This is a genomic window from Salinispora tropica CNB-440 (genome assembly GCF_000016425.1).
GTDB classification, from domain to species: domain Bacteria; phylum Actinomycetota; class Actinomycetes; order Mycobacteriales; family Micromonosporaceae; genus Micromonospora; species Micromonospora tropica.
In genome coordinates this window covers 4,270,917-4,292,055 of record NC_009380.1, presented here as the reverse complement: position 1 = coordinate 4,292,055, position 21,139 = coordinate 4,270,917, and the positions used below count along the sequence as shown (strand labels likewise).

General features: G+C 69.9%; 20 protein-coding genes. 12 read left to right on the top strand and 8 right to left on the bottom strand.

Features of this window, described 5'->3' with window-relative positions; all coding sequences use genetic code 11:
- Positions 1-94 precede the first annotated feature (94 nt).
- From STROP_RS18840 to nudC, 4 genes are read left to right on the top strand one after another with little or no spacing between them, the layout of a single operon-like run.
- Complete coding sequence (locus tag STROP_RS18840) at positions 95-277, top strand: hypothetical protein (protein ID WP_018830654.1); 183 nt, start codon at positions 95-97, stop codon at positions 275-277.
- A gap of 52 nt (positions 278-329) precedes the next feature.
- The gene (locus STROP_RS18835; protein WP_026275146.1) at positions 330-1,643 is read left to right on the top strand and encodes a M16 family metallopeptidase; all 1,314 of its coding nucleotides are present in this window, start codon (positions 330-332) and stop codon (positions 1,641-1,643) included.
- A complete protein-coding gene (locus tag STROP_RS18830) occupies positions 1,640-2,983 on the top strand; it encodes a M16 family metallopeptidase (RefSeq protein WP_012014952.1) in 1,344 nt (447 codons plus the stop codon). The genes STROP_RS18835 and STROP_RS18830 overlap by 4 nt, the downstream gene beginning before the upstream one ends.
- Entirely contained in the window at positions 2,980-3,927 is a 948-nt protein-coding gene (gene nudC, locus STROP_RS18825; RefSeq protein ID WP_012014951.1) for an NAD(+) diphosphatase, read from the top strand. Before STROP_RS18830 ends, nudC begins: the two co-directional genes overlap by 4 nt.
- 164 nt (positions 3,928-4,091) lie before the next feature.
- Here nudC and STROP_RS18820 read toward each other — a convergent pair whose 3' ends face one another.
- The 3 genes from STROP_RS18820 to STROP_RS18810 all read right to left on the bottom strand — a co-directional run bounded on the left by STROP_RS18820 (position 4,092) and on the right by STROP_RS18810 (position 5,873).
- Complete coding sequence (locus tag STROP_RS18820) at positions 4,092-4,367, bottom strand: hypothetical protein (protein WP_012014950.1); 276 nt, start codon at positions 4,365-4,367, stop codon at positions 4,092-4,094.
- Between the two features lie 226 nt (positions 4,368-4,593).
- The gene (locus STROP_RS18815; protein WP_012014949.1) at positions 4,594-4,821 is read right to left on the bottom strand and encodes a DUF397 domain-containing protein; all 228 of its coding nucleotides are present in this window, start codon (positions 4,819-4,821) and stop codon (positions 4,594-4,596) included.
- Positions 4,822-4,892: 71 nt separating this feature from the next.
- Positions 4,893-5,873 (bottom strand): helix-turn-helix domain-containing protein, encoded by a 981-nt coding sequence (locus STROP_RS18810; protein WP_012014948.1) that lies wholly within the window; start codon positions 5,871-5,873, stop codon positions 4,893-4,895.
- A 158-nt stretch (positions 5,874-6,031) separates the two neighbouring features.
- On the opposite strand from STROP_RS18810, the gene STROP_RS18805 reads away from it, so the two are divergent.
- Positions 6,032-7,312 carry an MFS transporter gene (locus tag STROP_RS18805; protein WP_012014947.1) on the top strand — a complete coding sequence of 427 codons (1,281 nt, stop codon included), beginning with the start codon at positions 6,032-6,034 and terminating at the stop codon, positions 7,310-7,312.
- On the opposite strand, the gene STROP_RS18800 is transcribed toward STROP_RS18805, so the two are convergent.
- Positions 7,281-7,523 (bottom strand): mycoredoxin, encoded by a 243-nt coding sequence (locus tag STROP_RS18800; RefSeq protein ID WP_012014946.1) that lies wholly within the window; start codon positions 7,521-7,523, stop codon positions 7,281-7,283. The genes STROP_RS18805 and STROP_RS18800 overlap by 32 nt on opposite strands.
- Before the next feature lie 82 nt (positions 7,524-7,605).
- Here STROP_RS18800 and STROP_RS18795 point away from each other — a divergent pair, with 82 nt between their 5' ends.
- From STROP_RS18795 to STROP_RS18785, 3 genes are all read left to right on the top strand, one after another.
- The gene (locus STROP_RS18795) at positions 7,606-9,765 is read left to right on the top strand and encodes an ATP-dependent DNA helicase UvrD2 (protein WP_012014945.1); all 2,160 of its coding nucleotides are present in this window, start codon (positions 7,606-7,608) and stop codon (positions 9,763-9,765) included.
- A gap of 121 nt (positions 9,766-9,886) precedes the next feature.
- Positions 9,887-10,141, top strand: coding sequence for a hypothetical protein (locus tag STROP_RS18790; RefSeq protein WP_026275145.1), 255 nt, complete (start codon positions 9,887-9,889; stop codon positions 10,139-10,141).
- Between the two features lie 129 nt (positions 10,142-10,270).
- Positions 10,271-10,633: a WhiB family transcriptional regulator gene (locus STROP_RS18785; RefSeq protein WP_012014943.1), complete on the top strand. Its 363-nt coding sequence runs from the start codon at positions 10,271-10,273 to the stop codon at positions 10,631-10,633.
- Between the two features lie 338 nt (positions 10,634-10,971).
- On the opposite strand, the gene STROP_RS18775 is transcribed toward STROP_RS18785, so the two are convergent.
- From STROP_RS18775 to STROP_RS25245, 3 genes are all read right to left on the bottom strand, one after another.
- Positions 10,972-12,318, bottom strand: coding sequence for an ABC1 kinase family protein (locus STROP_RS18775; protein ID WP_012014942.1), 1,347 nt, complete (start codon positions 12,316-12,318; stop codon positions 10,972-10,974).
- A 132-nt stretch (positions 12,319-12,450) separates the two neighbouring features.
- A complete protein-coding gene (locus STROP_RS18770; protein WP_012014941.1) occupies positions 12,451-13,503 on the bottom strand; it encodes a hypothetical protein in 1,053 nt (350 codons plus the stop codon).
- 181 nt (positions 13,504-13,684) lie between these two features.
- Positions 13,685-13,852: a DUF5679 domain-containing protein gene (locus STROP_RS25245; protein ID WP_012014940.1), complete on the bottom strand. Its 168-nt coding sequence runs from the start codon at positions 13,850-13,852 to the stop codon at positions 13,685-13,687.
- A 475-nt stretch (positions 13,853-14,327) separates the two neighbouring features.
- Here STROP_RS25245 and STROP_RS18765 point away from each other — a divergent pair, with 475 nt between their 5' ends.
- Positions 14,328-14,846, top strand: coding sequence for a M48 metallopeptidase family protein (locus STROP_RS18765; RefSeq protein WP_012014939.1), 519 nt, complete (start codon positions 14,328-14,330; stop codon positions 14,844-14,846).
- 31 nt (positions 14,847-14,877) lie between these two features.
- The gene (locus STROP_RS18760) at positions 14,878-15,540 is read left to right on the top strand and encodes a hypothetical protein (RefSeq protein ID WP_012014938.1); all 663 of its coding nucleotides are present in this window, start codon (positions 14,878-14,880) and stop codon (positions 15,538-15,540) included.
- A 19-nt stretch (positions 15,541-15,559) separates the two neighbouring features.
- On the opposite strand, the gene STROP_RS18755 is transcribed toward STROP_RS18760, so the two are convergent.
- Positions 15,560-16,774, bottom strand: coding sequence for a zinc-dependent metalloprotease (locus tag STROP_RS18755; RefSeq protein WP_080516640.1), 1,215 nt, complete (start codon positions 16,772-16,774; stop codon positions 15,560-15,562).
- Between the two features lie 181 nt (positions 16,775-16,955).
- Here STROP_RS18755 and STROP_RS18750 point away from each other — a divergent pair, with 181 nt between their 5' ends.
- Positions 16,956-17,969, top strand: a complete 1,014-nt coding sequence (locus STROP_RS18750; RefSeq protein WP_028680527.1) for a YlbL family protein — start codon at positions 16,956-16,958, stop codon at positions 17,967-17,969.
- A gap of 109 nt (positions 17,970-18,078) precedes the next feature.
- Positions 18,079-21,063 carry a UPF0182 family membrane protein gene (locus tag STROP_RS18745; RefSeq protein WP_012014935.1) on the top strand — a complete coding sequence of 995 codons (2,985 nt, stop codon included), beginning with the start codon at positions 18,079-18,081 and terminating at the stop codon, positions 21,061-21,063.
- Positions 21,064-21,139: the final 76 nt, after the last annotated feature.

The window sequence follows — 21,139 nt, the reverse complement described above, 5'->3', positions numbered from 1 at the left end:
TGGGTCCGAATGGTGACTGTATCCGGCGGCAGGTCCGGTGAGGCTGGTCCAAGGGCACGACACCGGCCGTCCGCTCGGTGTGGGAGGGGTATGAATGACGGGGCAAAGCAGCCTGAACGCGGTACGGGAACTGCTGTTGGTGGCGGCGGTCGCTGTGGTCGGGGTAGTGCTCGCCCTGATCGTCGTCTTCACCCCGTGGCACGCCGTGCCGGACAAGGCCGCGCCGGCGGCCCCGGTGGAGCTGCGCAGTCCGGAACCGACAGCGACCGAGGACTGAGTCCAGCGGGAGGCTATCGGTGCGTCAGCGCGGACGGGTTAGGGTCGAACGCGTGTCGACCACCCGCAGAGCGACGATTCCAGCGACGAGGTACCCCGTCGAGCGACTCACCCTCGACAACGGCCTGCGGGTGGTGCTCACCCCCGACCGCAGCGCCCCAGTGATCGGGGTGGCAGTCGTCTACGACGTCGGCATCCGCTCCGAGCCCGAGGGGCGCACCGGCTTCGCGCACCTCTTCGAACACCTGATGTTCCAGGGTTCGGAGAACCTGGAGAAGCTGGCTCACTTCCGGCACGTACAGGGGGCGGGTGGCACCTTCAACGGCTCCACCCACCTGGACTACACCGACTACTACGAGACGTTGCCGGGCAACGCCCTCGAACGGGCGCTCTTCCTTGAGGCGGACCGGATGCGCGGCCCCCGGTTGACCGAGGAGAACCTGCGCAACCAGGTCGACGTGGTCAAGGAGGAGATTCGGGTCAACGTGCTTAACCGGCCGTACGGCGGGTTTCCCTGGCTCACCCTGCCACCGGTGCTCTTCGACACCTTCCCCAACGCGCACGACGGCTACGGGTCCTTCACCGACCTCGAGTCGGCGACGGTGGCCGACGCCGCCGACTTCTTTCAGCACTACTACGCCAGCGGTAACGCGGTACTGGCGGTCAGCGGCGACATCGACGTAGCCGAGGCGGTCGAGCTGGTCGAGCGGCACTTCGACGATGTGCCAGCCCGTCCGGCCCCCGTCCGGCCAAGCTTCGTCGAGCCGGATCTCTCTGCCGAGCGGCGGGTGTCGTACACCGATCGGCTGGCCCCACTGCCGGCGGTCGCCTCGGCGTGGCGCGTGCCGGACCCGATCAGCGACTTCGCCGGCTACCTCCCGTACACGGTGCTCGCCGAGGTGCTCACCGACGGGGACGCCGCCCGGCTGGTCGAACGGCTGGTCCAGCGGGACAGGTCGGTCACCAGCGTCGGTGGCTACCTGGGTTTCATGGGAGACCCGTTCGATGTCCGCGATCCGACGGCCCTACTGCTCCAGGCGCACCTGCCACCCGACGGCGATGTGGACAAGGTGCTGCGGACGGTGGATGAGGAGCTGGACCGGCTGGCCACCGACGGGCTGGCCGACGGTGAGTTGGCCCGCATCCAGGCCCGGATGGCCACGCACCTGTTGCGCGACACGGACGCGGTGCTCGGCCGGGCCCTGCGGATGGCCGTCCTGGAGCAGCAACGCGGCGAGCCCGGCCTGCTCAACGAGTTGCCCCGGCTGGTCGGCGAGGTCACCGAGGAGTCGGTCCGTGCCGCCGCCGCCACCCTGCGCCCGCAGCGCCGGGCCACCATCGAGGTGCTGGCGGGGGTGGAGCAGTGAGCGGCCCGATGACGACCGTGTCGCGCGCCCTGCCGCCGCTCGGTCCGACCCGGAAACTAAGGCTGCCGAAGCAGGCCGAGCGGACGCTCAGCAACGGTCTCACCGTGATCGCGGTCCGTCGGCCGGCGGTGCCCCTGGTCGAGCTGCGGCTCGGGATGCCGTTCGGGCGGGTGCATCCGGCCCGGGCTGCGATGCTCGCACAGACCCTGCTCTCCGGTACGACCACACTGACCGGGGTGCAGATCGCTGCGGAGTTGCAGAAGGTCGGCGGTGGGCTTTCCGCCGGGGTCGACCCAGACCGGCTGATGCTCTCCGGCGCGGGCCTGGTGACCGGCCTGGACCGGATGTTGGAGATTCTGGCCGAGGTGCTTGCCACAGCGGCCTATCCGGCCGACGAGGTCGCCACCGAGCGGGACCGGCTGGTCGATCGGATCCAGCTGGCCCAGTGCCAGCCCGGCCATCTGGCCCGCACCGCCCTGCTCAGGCGGATCTACGGCCGGCACCCGTATGCGGTGCAGACACCGACCCCGGATCAGGTCCGCGCGGTGCGGCCGACCGTGCTGCGGAAGCTGCATGACCAGCGGGTGCATCCGACGGGTGCCGTCCTGGTGCTGGTCGGGGACATCCAGCCGGAGCGGGCGTTGGACGCGGCCGAGCAGGCGCTCGGCGGGTGGAACGGTACCGGGCACGTCGCCGAGCTACCGGCCACGCCACCGTTGGAGCCGGGGCCGCTGCTCCTCGTTGACCGCCCCGGATCAGTGCAGTCGTCGCTGCGGATGGCGCTGCCGGCGGTGCCGCGCACCGACCCCGACCACGCCGCCCTGCAACTCGCGAACCTGATCTTTGGTGGCTACTTCTCGTCTCGCTGGGTGGAGAACATTCGCGAGGAGAAGGGCTACACGTACGGACCGCACTCGTTGGTCGAGCACTCGGCCGCCGGGTCGGTCCTGCTCGCCGCCGCCGAGGTGGCCACCGACGTGACCGGGGCGGCACTGCTGGAGACCCAGTACGAGTTGGGTCGACTGGCCTGCGTCGCACCGGGGGAGGAGGAGCTGGAGCAGGCCCGCCAGTACGCTCTCGGGACGCTCCAACTCGGCATCTCCACCCAGGCCGGGCTGGCGGCGCTGACCAGTGCGTACGCGGGTAGCGGCCTGCGTCTGGACTTTTTGGCCGAGCACGCGGCTCGGCTGGCGAAGGCGACGGTGGCTGATGTCGCCGACGCGGCGGCCCAGTACCTCGCGCCGGCCCGGGCGGTCACCGTTGTGCTGGGGGACGCGCAGCGGGTTGCCGGGCAGTTGGCGACTCTCACCGAGGTTGTGACCGAACCGGCGGGGCCGTGACGGCCGGCAGACCGGCCCCGTCGCTGGCCCGCTCCACCCTGGACCGGGTCGCGCACCGGCGTACCGATCCCGACTGGCTGGGCCAGGCCTGGGGGCGGTGTCGGGTGCTCGTGTTGGACAGTGACAACGGGGGGCGGGCGTTGGTGTCAGCCGAACCGGAGCCGCCGGTGTTGGTGCTGGTCGGCCCGGGGGAGGTGCCGGAGGAGACGGCCGCGCGGGCGATGTTCCTCGGCGTCGAGCCCGATGGCGTACCAGTGTTTACGGTGGAGGCGCCCCTGCCGGTGCTCCCCGGCACCCGTGCGGCACACCTTCTGGAGGTCGGCCACCTGCTCACCGATCGAGACGCGGGCCTGCTCACCACCGGTCTGGCCCTGCACAACTGGCACCGCGGGCACCGGTACTCCCCGCGGACCGGGCAGGCCACCACGATGGATGAGGCCGGTTGGTCCCGGCTCGCCCCGGCGGGGGAGCGGATGTGGCCGCGGACCGATCCGGCGATGATCGTCCTGGTACACGATGGCGGGTCCGGTCGGGACGGGCGCTGTCTGTTGGGTAACAACGCCGCGTGGCCGCGGGTGCCGGGTGAGCTGCGCTTCTCCTGCCTCGCGGGCTACGTGGAGCCCGGGGAGTCGGCCGAGGCGGCGGTGCTGCGTGAGGTGCGCGAGGAGGTCGACGTACCGGTCACGGACATCACCTACGTGGGTAGCCAGGCCTGGCCGTTCCCCGGATCGTTGATGCTGGGTTTCCAGGCCGTGGCCGATCCGCGGCGTCCGGTGCGGGTCGACCCAGCGGAGATCGCGGTAGCCCGCTGGTTCACCCGGGCCGAGATCGGCGCGGCGCTGGCCGGGCAGAGCGTCGACGTTCAGGGCGCTCGGCTGGTCCTGCCGCGGTCGTCTTCGATCGCGTCCTTCCTGCTGCGCCACTGGCTCGACGGCCACTGTTGAGTGCGGGGCGGGCGGCGCCAGAGGGCGGTGTCGACCCGGAACATGGTCCCGGCCCGCGACCGCCGTTGCCGCGACGGTCACGGGCCGGGGACCGTACCGTCGAGACCGGCTGGGGCGAGAAGCGCGGCGGTGAGCCGGGCCGGTTCCGACGGACGGGTAGCCGCTCAGCCGCCTTGGTCGTCCGGCCAGCTTGGCCAGACGGACGGGGGTTCGTCGAGCGGGAGCACCTTGACCCGTTGCCGACCGGCACGGACCGCGCCGACGGCGGCGAGGGCACGGGCGAGTACGAGTGCGGCTTCGCGGTCGTCGGCGTGGACGACCTGCCGGCGTGGCTCGGGCGCGACGGTCTCGTCGCGCAGCCGGCCCCCGTCGGCCCAGGCGGCGGTGAGGTCCACGTCAGCCGCCGCGCGGACATCGGTGCGAACGATCAGGAACCGCATGTCGGTCTCCGGATGGGTGCCGCGACGATCGGGAACGGAGTGGAAGTTCCACGTCACTGCGGGTCATGCTACGCCGCTTAGCAGGCCTGGCAACCGAAATGCCGTGATCGGCCGGCAGACTGGCCGATCGGGCGAGGGTGCGCGAACTGACCGTCGCCGCGGAGTTCGGAGACGATGCGGGGCCACCGGTGTACTTACTCACCGGCGGCCCCGACGGAGCTGCGAATCAGATTCGGTCGAGCCGGCCTTCCTTGGCCGCGGCCAGGAAGTTCCGCCACTCGCCCCGGTCGAACAGCAGCACCGGACCGCCCCGATCCTTGCTGTCCCGGAGGGCCACCGTGGCTGGCAGCGGTGCCACCTCAACGCAGTTTGAGGTCTGGCTGCGGGTGCTCTTTCGCCACGCTGCCCGCGCCAGGTCGGGGAGGACGGTCGGCGTGTCGTGGATTTCGTTCATGGTTGCACTCCTGTGTGAACCGGCCGATGGACGAGTAGTGCCCGCACGGACCGACGATGGGTGCCGGTGGGTCAGCGTTCCGTCAGTCGCCCGGGGCGCCGGCGACGCTGGGCCGGCGGTGCTGCCGCCCCGAACGCCGCTGTCGACGAGGGTGCTGCATCGAGTGGCCGTCCCCTGGCCTGATTCAGCCAGGAGAGGGTGTCCGATGCGGGGAGTGCTGCCGTGCATAACCACTCAAAGACCACTTTATAGCGATTTAGGATTTTTGCCTCAGTCGACATGGTGTTCAAGAACCCGCTTTCGATCGCCAGGGTCTCGGGATCCTGCGGGTCGGTGAACCGGTAGAGGGAGAAGGCCGTCGGTGGCAGGTACCAACCGCTCGCCTGGGTGTCCCGAGTGAGGACATGCAGCGTGACGTTGGGCAGCATGGCCAACTCGTAGAGCTGCGTGAGCTGCTCCCGTAGCACGTCGGCCGGCCCGGCCCGCCCCCCGAGTGCGGTCTCCTCGAGTACGGCCGTGTATCGGGGTGCGTCCGGTCCCCGGGTGAGCAGCGACTGACGGGCCAGCCGGGCGCCCACCTCGGTCTCGATGTCCTCGGTGACATCCGGCTCGCCAGCCGCTTCTTCGACATCACGGGCGGAGGCGATTCGGATGCGGGCGTAACCGGGCGTCTGGAGCAGCCCCGGCACGAGGAGCGGGTGATACTCCGAGATCTCCACACAGCCCGCCTCCAACTCGGCGAAGCCGCGCTGCTGCGGCGTCATGACCGGGTAGTTTCGAAGCCAGCCACGGATGTCGCCGGCCTCGCCGGTGATGGTCAGCAGCTCGTCCCGCAGCGTCACGTCCACTCGGTAGAGATCGAGCAGTGCGCGGACATCCTGCGGGTCCGGCCGGCTGCGGCCATTCTCCAGGCGAGACAGTTTGGAAGCGGAGGCCCAGCCGACCCGTTCGACCACCTGGTCCCCGGTCAGGCCGGTGGTCTCGCGCAGTCGACGCAGTTCGGTGCCCAACCTGCGGCGCCGCAGGATGGGGCTGGGTGCGACTGGAGGCACGTGTCCTCTTTTCCGTAGACCGTCGTAGATGCGACGGTAACTCTCTGAATTCGCCCCTAACCCTCAGTATGGAACGACGCGGCCGGCGCCGGAGGTTCTGGCGGGGGCGTGTCTCCACCAAAGGCGGCATACCGTGTACCACTTCCGACGGAGGGTCGATGCGTACCGTCCTGCGCCGCCCGGACTTCCGGCTGCTCTTCGGTGGCCTCGTGGCCAGCATGACCGCCGAGTCGATCCTGCTGCTCGCGCTCGCCATCTGGGTCAAGGAGCTGACCGGGTCGAGTGGACTGGCCGGGGCCACCATCTTCGCGATCATCGCCCCGATGACGCTGGCACCGTTGGTCGGCTGGATCGTCGACCGGTATCCCCGCCGGCCCCTGTTCGTGGCCGCCAACCTGGTCACGGCCGCGCTACTCACTCCGTTGTTCGCCGTCGGCGACCGTACCGACCTCTGGCTCATCTACCTGGTCGCGATCTTCTACGGCCTGTCATACATCACCCTCAGCGCGGTGCTCAGTGGCCTCCTGCGGCACCTGGTGCCGACGGAGTTGTTGGCCGACGCGAACGGCGTGCTACAGACGGTGCGACAGGGGCTGCGGTTGATCGGCCCGCTGGCGGGGGCCGCCCTCTATACCGCCGCCGGCGGCGGACTGTTGGTCGGCGTGGCGATGGTTGGCTTTTTGGCCGCAGCGGTGCTGGTGGGCCTGCTCCGAGTAGCCGAGTCGCCCCGGTCGTGGCCGGGACGGAGCTGCTGCTGCCACCCGGGCTGCACCTGCACGGCGCGTTGGTCGACCGAGCTCGGTGCTGGCCTGCGGTACCTGGCCGGTGAGCCGGCGCTGCGCCGGGCACTGCTCGGTTACGGTCTCGGTTCGCTGGTGATGGGCTTCAGCGAGTCGTTGATCTTCGCCTATGTTGACCACGGGCTCCGCCGCGACGCGGCGTTCGTGGGGGTGCTCGTGACCGTGCAGGGGATCGGTGGCCTCGCGGGTGGACTGGTCTCCCCCGGCATGATCCGGCGGGTGGGAGAGGTCGGCGCGCTCGCCGTGGGGGTGGCGCTCTTCGGGTCGGCCGCGTTGACGCTCTCCCACCCCAACCTCTGGCTGGGCTGCGCTGCCGTCCTACTGGCTGGGGTCTCCCTGCCGTTCACCATGGTCGGCCTGCACACGCTGATCCAGCGACGTACGCCGGAGCCGCTGATCGGACGGGTCGCCGCCGGTACCGATGCGATGGTCAACGGCCCACGGGCCGTCTCGATCGGGGGCGGTGCACTACTCGTCGGCGTCTTCGACTATCGGCAGCTCTTCGTGGTGGTGGGCCTGGTCACCCTCCTCGCCAGCGGCTACCTCTGGGGCGGTCGCCGGCTGAGCCCTCCGGCCCAGCCGGCGCCGCTCACCGGGCACGTACCGGTTAGGCGGAGATCTCCGACAGGTGCTCCTTGACCTGCCGAATAGTGGGGTTGGTCAGCGCGCTGCCGTCAGCGAAGCGCAGCGTCGGCACGGTCTGGTTGCCGCCGTTGACGCTCATCACGAACGCGGCGGCCTCCGGCTCCTGCTCGATGTCGACCACCTCGTACCCGATGCCCTCCCGGTCCAGCTGTGACTTAAGCCGGTGGCAGTAGCCACACCAAGGCGTGGAGTACATCGTCAACATCGTCAGGCCTCCAAGGGGCTGGTCGTGATTCAAGCCAGGCTAACCGCACCAACGTTGGCGGCGGCTGGAACAATTCCTCGCTGTGGTGTCCCACTCAGCGTCCGACCGGGTGCTCGCCGGCCTCGACCCAGAGCAGCGGGCGGCGGTGACCGCTCCGGCCGGCCCGGTCTGCGTCCTGGCCGGTGCCGGCACCGGGAAGACCAGGGCGGTCACCTCCCGGATCGCCCATCGGACGTTGACCGGGGAGATCCTGGCCCGGCACCTGCTCGCGGTCACCTTCACCGCGCGGGCCGCCGCCGAGCTGCGCAGCCGGCTCACCGCGCTCGGGGTACCGGGTGTACAGGCGCGCACCTTCCACGCGGCGGCGCTGCGTCAGGTGCGGTACTTCGCGCCCCGGCTGCTCGCCGGTCGGGCGATGCCCGAACTGCTGGACAGCAAGGTCCGGCTGGTCACCCTCGCCGCGGCGAAGGTCGGGATCCGCTCCGACCGGGCCGGTGTCCGGGACCTCGCGGGCGAGATCGAGTGGGCGAAGTCGTCCCTGGTCGAGCCCGGGGAGTACGTGGTCGCGGCTGCCCGGGCGCTGCGGGACACCCCGTACGAGCCGGCGAGGGTGGCCGATGTCTTCGCCGCGTACGAGAAGGCAAAACGCGCCGGTGGGGTGATCGATTTCGAGGACATGCTGCGTGCCGCGATCTGGGGAATCGAAGACCACCCGGACGTGGCCGACCAGGTACGCGCCCAGTACCGGCACTTCGTCGTCGACGAGTACCAGGACGTCAACCCGCTCCAGCAGCGGCTGCTGGAGGCGTGGCTCGGTGGCGGAGACGACCTGACGGTGGTGGGTGACGCAAGCCAGACGATCTACTCGTTCACCGGTGCGACCTCGTCCTACCTGGTCGACTTCCCCCGTCGGTACCGTGGTGCGACGGTGGTCCGTCTGGTGCGCGACTATCGCTCCACCCCTCAGGTGGTCGGGCTGGCCAACTCGGTCATCGCACCGGCCCGGGGCGCCGAGGCGCGGCTTCGGCTGGAGCTGGTCGGCCAGCGCCCGCCGGGCCCCGAGCCCGAGTTACGGATCTTCACCGACGAGCCGGCCGAGGCCGCCGCCGTCGCCGCCCGCTGCCGTGCCCTGGTGGACGCCGGCACACCGGCCCGGGAGATCGCCGTGCTGTTTCGGACCAACGCGCAGTCCGAGGCGTACGAGGAGGCGCTGACCGAGGCCGAGGTGCCGTACCAGGTGCAGGGCGCGGAGCGGTTCTTCGAGCGCGTCGAGGTACGGCAGGCGATGGTTGCGCTGCGCGCCGCCACCCGTTCCCTTCCCGGTGGAACCCCGCTGCCGGCGGCCGTGGTCGAGGCGTTGGCCGCGGTGGGCTGGGCACCGGATACACCGCCAGCCGGTGGGGCTGCCCGGGAACGGTGGGCGGCCCTCGCCGCCCTGGTCCAGCTCGCCGAGGAGTACGCCGCCAACGCCCCGGTGCTGCCGATCGGGCCGGCCGCCGCGGTCGAGCGGCCGGCCACGCTGGCCGACTTCACCGACGAGCTGGCCCGGCGCGCCGCCGCGCAGCACGTGCCGACGGTCGAGGGCGTGACACTCGCCTCGCTGCATTCGGCGAAGGGTCTGGAGTGGGATGCCGTCTTCCTGGTCGGCCTCGCCGAGGGCACCCTGCCCACCACCTACGCGAAGACACCGGAGCAGGTGGAGGAGGAGCGCCGGTTGCTCTACGTGGGCATCACCCGGGCTCGGGAGTGGCTCTGGTTGTCGTACGCCTCAGCTCGCTCACCGGGAGGGCGTCCTCGGCGGCCCTGTCGCTTCCTGCCCCGGCTGGACTCCTCCGGCACCAGTGTGCGGGCTGGCGCGAGCGGGGTACGGCGGACCGAGCGTCGGCGTACCCAGATCGTCTCCTGCCGGGTCTGCGGTACAACTCTTCTCGCCGGCGCGGAGCGTAAGCTGGGCCGCTGCACCGCCTGTCCATCCGACATGGACAAGGAGCTGCACGGGCGGCTGGGCGAGTGGCGGCGTCGGGTGGCCGGCGGCCAGCGGGTACCAGACTACGTGGTGTTCACCGACGCGACATTGGTCGCGTTGGCGGAGCGGCGCCCGCAGCAGCCCCGCGACCTCACCGCGATCGCGGGAATCGGTTCCCGGAAGCTGGGGCTCTACGGGGAGGCGGTGCTGGCCCTGGTAGCTGGCGCGACGGTGGACGAGGTCTGCCCGGAGAGAACTTTCAAAATCTTGCCCTAAATTCGTTTGCCCTCGCCCCCGGGTGCGGCATAGCCTCGGGACATACCTCGTGAGCGGCGGCATTCGAGCTGCTCACGGGCGTGATTCGGTCGGCACGAGAAGAGTCAGGGAGGTGGCCCCAATGGAGATCTACCGCAACGCGCGTCCGATGGTGCTGCCTGCTGCCACCGCTTCCCTGCCGGCCGTCCAGGTGGCCCTCATCACTGCGCGACCGTCGGTTCCGCAGGTGCACCAGGCCGAGGTTCAGGCCGAGCTGACTCTCACGCTGGCACCGTTCGGAAACCAGGAGACCAGTGGTGTCACGGGCAAGGGCGTTGATAGCGCCAAGCGGCGCACGGACGTCCGCGGTGTTCCACCTCGAGGTAGACCGGTCTGATACAGACCACCGGCTCACCTCGAGGCCGCGGAACCCGCATACCGGGATCCGCGGCCTTTGTTTTTGTCCCGTCGAAGTATGTCGGAAGTGCGATCCAAGAGATCGAAGTGAGAGAGAGGTGACCGGGCAATGAGTCTGGCGTTGGCCCCACTCGACCTGAATGTCGAGCTGGAGGCGAACCTGCCTTGCCGGAAGTTCGACCCCGACCTGTGGTTCTCCGAGTCGCCCCCCGAGCTTGAGGTGGCCAAGTCGCTCTGCGGGGACTGCCCGCTGCGCGTCGAGTGCCTCGCCGGCGCGGTGGAGCGGGCCGAGCCCTGGGGCGTCTGGGGTGGCGAGATCTTCGAGCGTGGCGCGGTGGTCCCGCGGAAGCGGCCCCGAGGCCGTCCACGTAAGGAAGATGTCGCCCGAGACGCCACGCTCCGGGTCGAGGCCGAGGCGCGTCTGGAGGCCACTGGGCTGGCCCGGCGTGACGCGGTCCGGCTGGCAGCCTGACAACAACCCGATCCGTTCAACCCCTTCGCCGGTGTTCGCGCCGGCCGCGAGAAAGTTGATGACGATGCTCCACCTGTCGAGCAACATTGAACTGCAATTACTGAACGAAGCGTTGTCGAGGGCTCGAATGCTCCGGCCTCAGGCCGGTCGCACCACCACGAGCACTGAGGCTTATCGCTCCGCCCGTACCGTCGCCATGGCCGCCCACAGGCGGTCGGCGCGCGAGTCGGGCATCGTTTAGGCAGCGGGCCCGCTCCCCCTTCGGGTGGGAGCGGGCCGTTAGCTGATACCGCTGCGACGGGCGCGTCCGGTTACCACCGGACGCGCCCGTCATCGCATCACGCGGCCGGGGCGAAGCCGGGCAGCCAGCGCTCCAGGATTCCCCGGTACGGCGCCTTCGCCTCCAACTGGCAGAGCACCCCGATCGAACCGAGCGTGACCCGGTGGATCAGCAGGTACGACGGGGGCAGGTTGAGGTGTCGACTGAGCTGGTATGCGGGCGAGCGAGGGCTGGCCAGGCGGGTCGCCTCGGCCCGCAGCCAGGCCCGGGTGAACCGGAATTCCTCGGCGGCGACCGGCTCCAGCATCGGCTGGAGGAAGTCCAGTAGCGCCGGACCGTCGATCGCCTCGCTGTTGCTGACGAAGCCCTCGTCACGCAGGCCGGTCATCACCTCGTCGGCGTCGCCCCGCAAGGCCAGTCCGGCGATGCGGCCGATCGGCTCGGGCGTCCCTTCGGGTAGCCGGGCAACCGCGCCGAAGTCGACCACCCCAAGCCGACCGTCGGGCAGTAGCCGGAAGTTACCCGGGTGTGGGTCGGCGTGGAGTAGCCCGGCCCGCATCGGCGCGGAGAGGTGCAGGGTGGCCATCAACCGGCCTGCCTCGTTCCGCTCTTGTTCGGAGCCCTCCCGAATGATCTGCGACAGTGGCGTCCCCTCGACCCAATCGGTTACGAGGACCCGCGGCGACGCGGCGACCACGGTCGGGATGTAGATCTCCGGGTCGTCCGCGTACGCCGTGGCGAAGGCGCGCTGCGACTCGGCCTCCAGCTCGTAGTCGAGCTCCTCGGTGATTCGTTCACGTAGCTCCGTGAGGAGTGGCTTGATGTCCAGCCCTGGCTGGATCGCTCGGAACATCCCACCGAGCCGGGAGAGCTGCTTGAGGTCGGTGAGCAGGGCCTCACCCGCACCTGGATACTGAATCTTGATCGCCACGTCGCGGGTGTGCGGCGCGCCGGTAGCGTCGTATCCCGGCTCCCGCCATCGCGCGCGGTGCACCTGCCCGATGCTGGCGGCGGCGACCGGCGTGTCGTCGAACTCCACGAACCGGTCCCGCCAGTCCGGGCCGAGCTGCTCGGCGAGTACCCGGTGTACGGAGGCGGCGGGCAGCGGTGGTGCAGCCTCCTGGAGTTTGGTCAGCGCCTGCCGGTAGGGGGCGGCCATCTCCTCGGGAAGCGCCGCCTCGAAGACCGACAACGCCTGGCCGAACTTCATCGCGCCGCCCTTGAGCTGCCCGAGAACGCTGAAGAGCTGTTCGGCGGTACGTTGCTGGATCTCCGCGGAAACCACGTCAGAGGCGAGCCCAGTGACGCGCTTGCCCACGCCGAGGACGGTCCGGCCGGCGAAGCCGAGCGGCAGAGCGGCGAGCTTGGCGGTCCGGGAGACGGCCCGGCGCGGGATTTCGGTCACCTGGTTATTGTGACCGACCGGGCGGGCCCGCGGCTGCCGTGCGGGCGGGCCGGACCTGCCTTCGGGTGGGAGCGACGGGCTCGGGCGGACCCGGTCGGGCCGTGAGGACCGCGGGGAGCCGTGGACCGACCTTCACGTTCCATGACCGGAGCAGGTGCAGGAGGGGTGGGGCGCCCAGTGCCGGCGACGTAGCTGGCTGTCGGCGGTGACCTCAACGGAACCGCTGACGGTGGCCGGGACGCCGCCATCGAGGTGGCACAGGGCTTCGCCGGTGGCGTACGCCACGGCGGCGAGCAGCGTTGTGGTCGCGCAGGCCCACTCCGGTGTGCCGCTGGCGAGCTGGGCGGCGAGGGTGGGCCAGCTCGGGTCGCGGTCCCTTCGATGTAGGTCGAGGCAGTTCAGGCAGGGACCGATCGGTGGCCGGACCAGTGGGCCGACGACTGGCACGCCCTCCCGGAGGTCGAGCAGCAGGTGTACCTGGCGGCGTTGGCGGTGGGCGACGGCCAGCAGGGGAGCCGGGCGGTCCGTACCGCACTGAATCACGAGATCGATCCGGCCGGGTCGGAGCGGGCCGGTAATGGTGCCGGGGGCGGTGCGGCCGAGAGTCTCCCGGACTGCGCCGGTGAGCGGCTGGCCGATATCGGCGGCGGGGATTCCGGTGCCGACGAGGTCCGCCGCCGCGACCGGGCCGGCCAGGTGAGGTTGCACGTGCCCGACCCCGGCCTGGGCCAGGGCGACGGCGACGGGGGCTCCGAGGCGACCGGCGCCGGTGATCAGCACTCGCGCCGTCCGACGGCGGCGCAGCACCTGTGCCGGCGTGCCGGCGGTTCGTTGGTTGGCCAGGGCGAGTGCTCCGGCCTCGGCGGCGAGGCGGGTTCGTGGCGGACCGGTCAGGTCGCGGGGTAGGAGTGTGTGAGCGGGTACGACCAGGCCGGCGGTGCGGAGCGCCTCGATCAGGGTGCGGGCCTCGTCCGGCCCCACCTTGATTCGGTTGGCCTGTTCCAGGACATGCCGCTCACTGTGGGCGCCGTCGAGCAGGTCGAGGAGCCGGGCGGTACGGGGGTTGGCCAGCTCCAGGAGGACTGCCCGGCTCGGATCGACACCCAGTTGCAGCGTGTGCCGGTCCCGCCAGAGGCGGGTGAGGCCGGGTAGCAGGGTTGGCCGGGGTAGGGCGGTAAGGCTCATGGGCACGAATAGTGAACGTGTCCGAGCTTTCCGTCGAAAGTTGTCCACAGGACGCGTGGAGCCCTGCCCAGGGTTTTCCACAGGCGGTGGCTGGTTCTCCACAGACCGCCGGACACGTCTGTCCGGCAACCGACAATGGCTGGGTGGTGGAAGGGTCGCCCTTCCACCACCCTGAAAGGCGTTAGACCTTCGCTTTACCCAGAATGCGGTTCACTGTTGTGCCGCACACCGGACACTTGCCCTTGGCCATGTTCATCCCGGTCTTGGAAACCTCGACCCGCCCCTCGAAGTCCCGCTTCTCCTTGCACTTGACGCAGTAACCGTTGTAAGTCTGGGCCTGGTCGGCCACGGGTGCCTCCTCGTATCGTCCGCCGGCGAACGCTCATCCGGCGGGGTTCCCAGCGGCGGGCCGTGAGGGCGCCGGCGCTGGGCCTTCCGTCGTGGTCACAGGCGTGACCACTGGTCCGCGGACCCTACCCAGGTCTGGGGGGTTCCCTGTCAGCTCCTCATCGACACTGTGAGCAAGTTGACGACGAGAGTGTGCACGGCGAATTAGCTTGGATAAGTGAGTTTGGCGGGGACACGCCGGGCGGATGCCCTGAAAAACGGCGCAGGGTGCCTCCAGGTGACGGGAGCTAACGTGATCACCTGGCGTGGGGCTCGTCTTCGGGCATATCCCGAGCCGCTAACGCAGAAAAATTTCGGGACTCCTGGCGCCAACACTTATTTTTCGGGCGCGTGTCGCGGGCTGGCCCTTGCGGACCCCTGGTCACTACGAAGTAACTTTTCCTCGTGGCAGAAATCCGAGGCGGCGCGGCCGGCTGATGGCAGCGCCGCGGAAGCCGGTGGTCGAGGTACGGCGCAGCCAGCGCCGACGGCGAACGGTGTCCGCCTACCGCGATGGCGAGCGGGTCGTCGTCCTGATCCCAGACCAGTTCTCCCGAGCTGAGGAGAGCGAGTGGGTGGACCGAATGCTTGCCCGGCTCGCCGCCCGGGAAGGCCGGTTGGCCCGATCCGACGACGAACTACTCGCCCGTGCCACGCGACTGATCGCCCTCTATCTGGCCGACCATAAGCGTGACGCGATCCCGGCAAGCGTCCGCTGGGTGACCAATCAGACCGGTCGTTGGGGTTCCTGCACCCCAGCTGATCGGACGATTCGCATCTCCCATCGGGTACAGGACATGCCGGATTGGGTCATCGACTATGTCCTGTTGCATGAGCTGGCCCACCTTATCGTCCCGAGCCACAACGCCCGGTTCTGGCAGCTGGTGGGCCGGTACCCGAAGACCGAGCGGGCCCGTGGCTACCTGGAGGGCGTCGCGGCCGTCTCCTCCTCCTGATCTCCGGCCCCGTGGGGCGTAGTGTCGGTGCGTGGTACGACGGTTGGTGGTTGCCCTGCTCGCACCGGTCACCTGGACGCCGCCGGAGATCGACCCGACTGACTGGCGGACGGCGCTCGCCGAGGACGTGGTTGACCTACTCGCCACGCTGAGCGAGGTCGAGACCGCTGTTGCAGTAACCGAGGCCGACCGTTGGCTGGCCGACGCCGTGGTCTGGCCCGGCACGACCGTCCATGAGATCCCGCGGCCCACTGTTGAAGCCGTCCTCGCCAGCTGCGGGCGGACCGCCCGGCCGAGCCCGCCGGCCAGCGTGGGCCGCGTCGAAGCCAGGCGCGGCTACGACCAGGTGGCCGTTGTCGCCGGGGACGCCCCGGACCTGCCCGGGTTGACCATCGGCAAGCTACTCCGGCCGCTCACCACCCGACCGATGGCCGTGGCCCCGGTCACGGGTGCCGACGCTGGCCTGCTCGGTGCGGCGGCCCGGCTGCCCGTGCCGGAGTGGCTACCGGCGTTGGACCTGGATCGGGTGGTGCCCGCTGCGGTGCGTGCAGCGGTGCCGCGTCCGGGTGATCTCGCCGTCACCGCGGGGTGGCATCGGCTGCGCGGCCCGGCCGACCTGGCCCGACTCGACCCCGCCCTGGCCGGCTGGGATGCCACCCGCACCCTGCTCGCCGGCGCCGGCATCCTGCGCTGACCCCGGCGGGGCCGGAGAGTCAGCTGGCGGTGGGTGGATCCTGTCCGTCGGGCTCGCCGGGGGCCTTCTCCGTCGGACCACCCGGCGCGCTGAAGTCGAAGTTTTCCAACTCGTCAGCATCGAGGCGGGACTGGGCGAAGGCGACCGGGTCGGCGAAGTCCTCGTCCGCGGGCAACAGGTCGGGGTGGTCCCAGAGAGCGTCCCGCCCGGCGATCCCCCGATGCTCGGTGAGGGCCGCCCAGAGCGCCGCCGCCTCACGCAGCCGCCGCGGCCGAAGCTCCAGGCCAACCAGGGCGGCGAAGGTCTGCTCGGCCGGGCCTCCTGCGGCCCGCCGCCGCCGGAATGCCTCCCCGAGTCGGACGACGTTGGGCAGTCGCTCCGCGGCCGCGCTGTCGACGACGTGGCAGACCCAGCCCTCGATGAGAGCCAGGGCTGTCTCCAACCGGGCCAGCGACGCCTTCTGGGCGGGATTGTCCTCCGGGGTGAAGATTCCCTCCAGTGCGATCGCCTGCATCGACTCCGGGTCGGTCGGGTCAACGCGGCCCATCGCCTCCTCAATCGCCTCGCGGTTGACCCGGATGCCCGCGGCGTACATCTCCACCGCGTTGAGCACGTGTCCGCGCAGCCACGGCACGTGCTCAAAGAGGCGCTGGTGAGCGGCCTCGCGCAGGGCCACGTAGAGGCGTACCTCGTCCTCGGGCAGTTCCAGCCCGGCACCGTAGTCCCGGATGTTGGCCGGGATGAGTGCCGCCGTGCCGGCCGGGCCGAGTGGCAGCCCGATGTCGCCGGCCGAGAGCACCTCGGCGGCGAGCGAGCCGAGGGCCTGGCCCAGCTGGCCCCCGAAGAGCGCCCCGCCGAGGGTGGCCATCATCGACTGCATCGGGCCGAGTTGGGCCCGCGCCTCCGGCGGCACCAGGTCACCCATGGCACCGACCATCCGGCCGGCCACCGGGTCACACAACTTGCGCCAGACGTCGAGGGTCTTGTAGATCCATTCATTCCGGTTCCACGCCACCGAGGCGCGGATACCCGACGGGAGCGCCGAGCCCGACTCCAGCCAGAGGTCGGCCAGGCGCAGCGCTTCCTCCACCGCGTTGCGCTCGTACGGCGAGACAGCCGGATCGCCCCCGGCGCTGAGCTGGCTCGCCGCCACCTGGCGGGCCAGGTCCCAGTTCACCGGCCCGCTGCCGGGTGCGGCGAGCAGGTGCTGCAGCTGGGACATGAACTGCTGCATCTGCGCGGGGTCGTTGGGGTCTGGTGGCTGGCCACCGGGGAGCGCGAAACCGAACGGAATATCAGGCACGAGGTCTACGGTACGCGCGCCGCGCCCCAGGTCGTGTCGGCTGGCGTCGCGTCGACGGTGAAGTCTCGGCTGGTCCGCGGTGCCAGCGCGTTCGGTCGGTACGCTCTGCCGCATGAGACGTCGCGGCATGACCGTCCTGCTCGGTGCCATCGTTGTTGCCCTGCTCGGCATCGGCGTGCTCGCGGCGCCCATCCCGTACGTGGTGCTGGGTCCCGGCCCCACCGTCAACACCCTGGGCACCGAGGACGGCAAGGAGGTCATCCAGGTCGACGGTCGGGAGACCTCCACCTCGGCGGGGGAACTGCGGTTGACCACGGTGGGGGTGCAGCCCTCGGTCAAGCTGCGCGCGGCCATCCAGGGTTGGTTCTCCGACGACGAGGCGGTGGTGCCGCGTGAACTGGTGTATCCGCCGGGGGAGAGCCGGGAGGAGGTCGAGGAACGCAATGCGGAGGACTTCGAGGCCTCTCAGTCCAGCGCGGAGACGGTCGCGCTGCGTGAGCTCGGTTTCCCGGTGACGGTGCAGGTCAAGACGGTGGCCGGGGACGGGCCCTCGGCCGGCCTGCTCCGTCCCGGTGACCTGGTGACCTCCGTCGACGGTCAGCCGGTCCCGGTGGCCAGCCGGCTGACCGAGTTGATCCAGGCCGAGCCGGCCGGCACGGTCCTGGAGATCGGTTACACCCGCGACGGGACCCCCGGGACTGCGCGGATCACGAGCCAGGAGCGGGACGGCAGGCCCCGGATCGGGATCGGGATCGAGCAGCAGCAACCGCACCCGTTCACGCTGACAATCGACCTGGCGGACATCGGTGGCCCGAGCGCCGGGCTCATGTTCGCCCTTGGCATCATCGACAAGCTGACCCCGGAAGATCTGACCGGTGGACAGATCATCGCGGGCACCGGCACGATCGATGACGTGGGCCGGGTCGGCCCGATCGGCGGTATCCCCCAGAAGCTGGTCGGCGCCAAGGAAGCCGGCGCTACCGCCTTCCTGGTCCCGGCCGAGAACTGCGCCGAGGCGGTCCGCAACCCCCAGCCCGACTTGCCGCTGCTCAAGGTGGCGACGCTGGACGAGGCGTTGACCGCCCTCGAGGAGCTGCGAACGGGGGGCGAACCGACCCGCTGCTGACCCAACCACCGGCACTCGGCGTGACCGTGGACGACAGGTTTGGGAAGACCCCGTACTCTGGTGGCCTGGTCGGTGCCGATCAACCGAATGTGCGGAGCCAACAGTGGTTATGCGTAGCAGCGCCCCCATGCCGAGGATGAGCCGACGCGGACGCGTCACGATTGGGGTCCTGGTCGGGGTGTTCGTGCTCTTCACCCTGCTCGGTTGGGGGGTGCAGGCATGGACCGACTGGCTCTGGTTCGGCGAGGTCGACTACACCGCGGTCTTCAGCGGGGTGCTCGTCACCCGGCTGCTGCTCTTCGTCACGGTCGGTCTGGCCATGGCGGTCATCGTCGGCGGTAACCTCTGGCTGGCGCATCGACTGCGGCCCCGGCTGCGACCGCAGTCGCCGGAGCAGGCCACCCTGGAGCGATACCGGATGCTGCTCAGCCCCCGGATCGGCCTGTGGTTCGCGACGGTCTCCGTCGTGGTGGGCCTCTTCGCGGGGCTGTCGGCGCAGAGCAGGTGGAGCGAGTGGCTGCTGTTCCGCAACGGCGGGAACTTCGGAGTCAAGGACCCGGAGTTCGGGGTGGACATCGGCTTCTACATCTTTGACCTGCCGTTCTGGCGCTACCTGCTCGGGACCGCCTTCACCGCCGTGGTGTTGGCCCTGCTCGGGGCGCTCGCTGTGCACTATGTCTTCGGCGGGATCCGGCTTCAGGGCGTGGGTGACCGGATGAGCACTGCGGCGCGGGCTCACCTGAGCACGTTGGTCGCGGTCTTCGTGCTGCTCAAGGCCGTCGCGTACGTCCTCGACCGGCGGACGATGCTGCTGGAGTACAACGACGGCGCCAACGTCTACGGCGCCGGTTACGCCGACATCAACGCGTTGCTGCCGGCGAAGGAGATCCTCGCCTACATCTCGGTTGTCGTGGCGATCGCGGTCCTCGTCTTCTCCAACGCCTGGATGCGGAACCTGGTCTGGCCGGGCATCTCGCTGGCCCTGCTCGGGGTCTCCGCGGTCGCCATCGGCGGCATCTACCCGTGGGCGGTGCAGACCTTCGAGGTGAAGCCGAGTGCCCGGGACAAGGAGGCGCGGTACATCGAGCGCAGCATCGAGGCGACCCGGGCGGCCTTCAGTCTGGGCGAGGCCGACGCCACGCGGTACGCGGCGAGTAACCTTCAGCCACCGGCGAGCCTCGCCACCGACACCGCGGTGGTACCGAATGCCCGACTGCTGGATCCGCAGCTGGTCAGCGAGACGTACACGCAGCTTCAACAGGTCCGCGGCTTCTACGACTTCGGCCCCAAGCTCGACATCGATCGCTACACCGTCGATGGGGAGACCCAGGACTACGTGGTCGGGGTGCGTGAGATCAACTATGGCGAGCTGACCACGCAGCAGAGCAACTGGATCAACCGGCACACCGTCTACACCCATGGTTATGGTTTGGTCGCGGCCCCGGCGAACCGGGTGGTCTGCGGTGGTCAGCCGTACTTCGTCTCCGGCTTCCTCGGGGAGCGGTCGCAGGAGGGGTGTGCCGCGCAGACCGACCAGATACCGGCCAGCCAGCCGCGGATCTACTACGGCGAGCGGATGGAGGCCGGCGACTACGCCATCGTCGGCAAGGCAAACCCGGAGGCCAGTCCTGCCGAGTTCGATCGGCCGGTCGGCGAGGACGGATCGGAGTCCTACTACACCTACACCGGCTCCGGCGGCGTCGAGGTCGGCTCGTTCGGTCGCCGGCTGCTCTACGCGATCAAGGAACAGGAGTCGAACTTCCTGCTCTCCGAGGCGGTCAACGAGAAGTCGAAGTTGCTCTACGTCCGTAACCCGCGGGAGCGGGTGGAGAAGGTGGCTCCGTTCCTCACCGTGGACGGCGACCCATATCCGGCGGTGATCGATGGCCGGGTGACGTGGATCATCGATGGCTACACCACCGCCGCGACCTACCCCTACGCCGAGCGGATCAACCTCCAGACCGAGACCACCGACGAGCTCACCAACCGGGGCACCTTCCAGCAGGCCCGGGAGAACATCAACTACATCCGTAACTCGGTCAAGGCGACGGTCGACGCGTACGACGGCACCGTCACCCTCTACGAGTTCGACGACGGTGACCCGGTGCTCCGGGCGTGGAACAAGGCCTTCGGCGGCGACCTGATCAAGCCGAAGGCGGAGATCCCGACCGAGCTCAGTGCTCACTTCCGCTACCCGGCGGACCTGTTCAAGGTGCAGCGGAACGTGTACACCCGGTTCCACGTGACCAACCCCGGTGACTTCTACTCCGGGCAGGACTTCTGGCAGGTGCCGAACGTGCCGGACGCACCGGACAGCGGCCAGAAGCAGCCCCCGTACTACCTCTTCACCCAGATGCCCGGGCAGGACGAGCCGCGTTTCCAGCTCACCTCGGCGGTGACCCCGAACCGACGGCAGAACCTCGCGGCGCTGATGTCCGGCTCGTACGTGGACGGCAAGCCTCGGCTTGAGGTGTATGAGCTGCCGGAAGACACCCGGATCTCCGGTCCGGTGCAGGTGCACCAGCAGATGACCAACAACGCCCAGATCCGGCAGCAGCTGAACCTGCTCTCGTCGAACCAGGCTCAGGTCCAGTACGGCAACCTGCTCTCCCTGCCGTTCGGAAACGGCATGCTCTACGTCGAGCCGGTCTATGTGAAGAGCAACCAACAGCAGGCCTATCCCCTGTTGCAGAAGGTGCTGCTCTCCTACGGCGACGGCGGTTCGTTCGTCGTCCTGGCCGACAACCTCACCGACGGCATCAAACAGCTCGTCGAGCAGGGTGAACAGGCCGGCGCGCCATCGCCTCCGCCCTCCGACGACGAGACGCCGCCGAGCCCAACCCCAACCCCGACTCCGACGACTCCGAGCGTGACCCCACCTCCGCTCACGGGTGAGGTGGCTGAGGCGGCCCAGCGGGTTCAGGCGGCGATCGTGGAGCTCCGGGCCGCCCAGGAGTCCGGCGACTTCGAGCGCTACGGTCGGGCGTTGCAGGCGTTGGATGAGGCGACCGCCGCCTTCGAGCAGGCAGCCGCGTCGACCCCGGCTGCTACGCCGACCGCGGCACCCACGGGTTCACCGTCGCCCGGAGGCTGACCACCAGCACGTACGACCGACGACGCCCCCGGGGAATCCCGGGGGCGTCGTCGGTTTGGGCCCGTCGGACGGCCGT

Coding starts and splice junctions, on each gene's coding strand:
- STROP_RS18750 (WP_028680527.1), top strand. CDS start 16,956: ATGAGACGTCGCGGCATGACCGTCCTGCTCGGTGCCATCGTTGTTGCC.
- STROP_RS18800 (WP_012014946.1), bottom strand. CDS start 7,523: ATGTTGACGATGTACTCCACGCCTTGGTGTGGCTACTGCCACCGGCTT.
- STROP_RS18820 (WP_012014950.1), bottom strand. CDS start 4,367: ATGCGGTTCCTGATCGTTCGCACCGATGTCCGCGCGGCGGCTGACGTG.
- STROP_RS18770 (WP_012014941.1), bottom strand. CDS start 13,503: ATGAGCCTTACCGCCCTACCCCGGCCAACCCTGCTACCCGGCCTCACC.
- STROP_RS18840 (WP_018830654.1), top strand. CDS start 95: ATGACGGGGCAAAGCAGCCTGAACGCGGTACGGGAACTGCTGTTGGTG.
- STROP_RS18790 (WP_026275145.1), top strand. CDS start 9,887: ATGGAGATCTACCGCAACGCGCGTCCGATGGTGCTGCCTGCTGCCACC.
- STROP_RS18765 (WP_012014939.1), top strand. CDS start 14,328: ATGGCAGCGCCGCGGAAGCCGGTGGTCGAGGTACGGCGCAGCCAGCGC.
- STROP_RS18815 (WP_012014949.1), bottom strand. CDS start 4,821: ATGAACGAAATCCACGACACGCCGACCGTCCTCCCCGACCTGGCGCGG.
- STROP_RS18745 (WP_012014935.1), top strand. CDS start 18,079: ATGCGTAGCAGCGCCCCCATGCCGAGGATGAGCCGACGCGGACGCGTC.
- STROP_RS18785 (WP_012014943.1), top strand. CDS start 10,271: ATGAGTCTGGCGTTGGCCCCACTCGACCTGAATGTCGAGCTGGAGGCG.
- STROP_RS18805 (WP_012014947.1), top strand. CDS start 6,032: ATGCGTACCGTCCTGCGCCGCCCGGACTTCCGGCTGCTCTTCGGTGGC.
- STROP_RS18755 (WP_080516640.1), bottom strand. CDS start 16,774: ATGCAGCAGTTCATGTCCCAGCTGCAGCACCTGCTCGCCGCACCCGGC.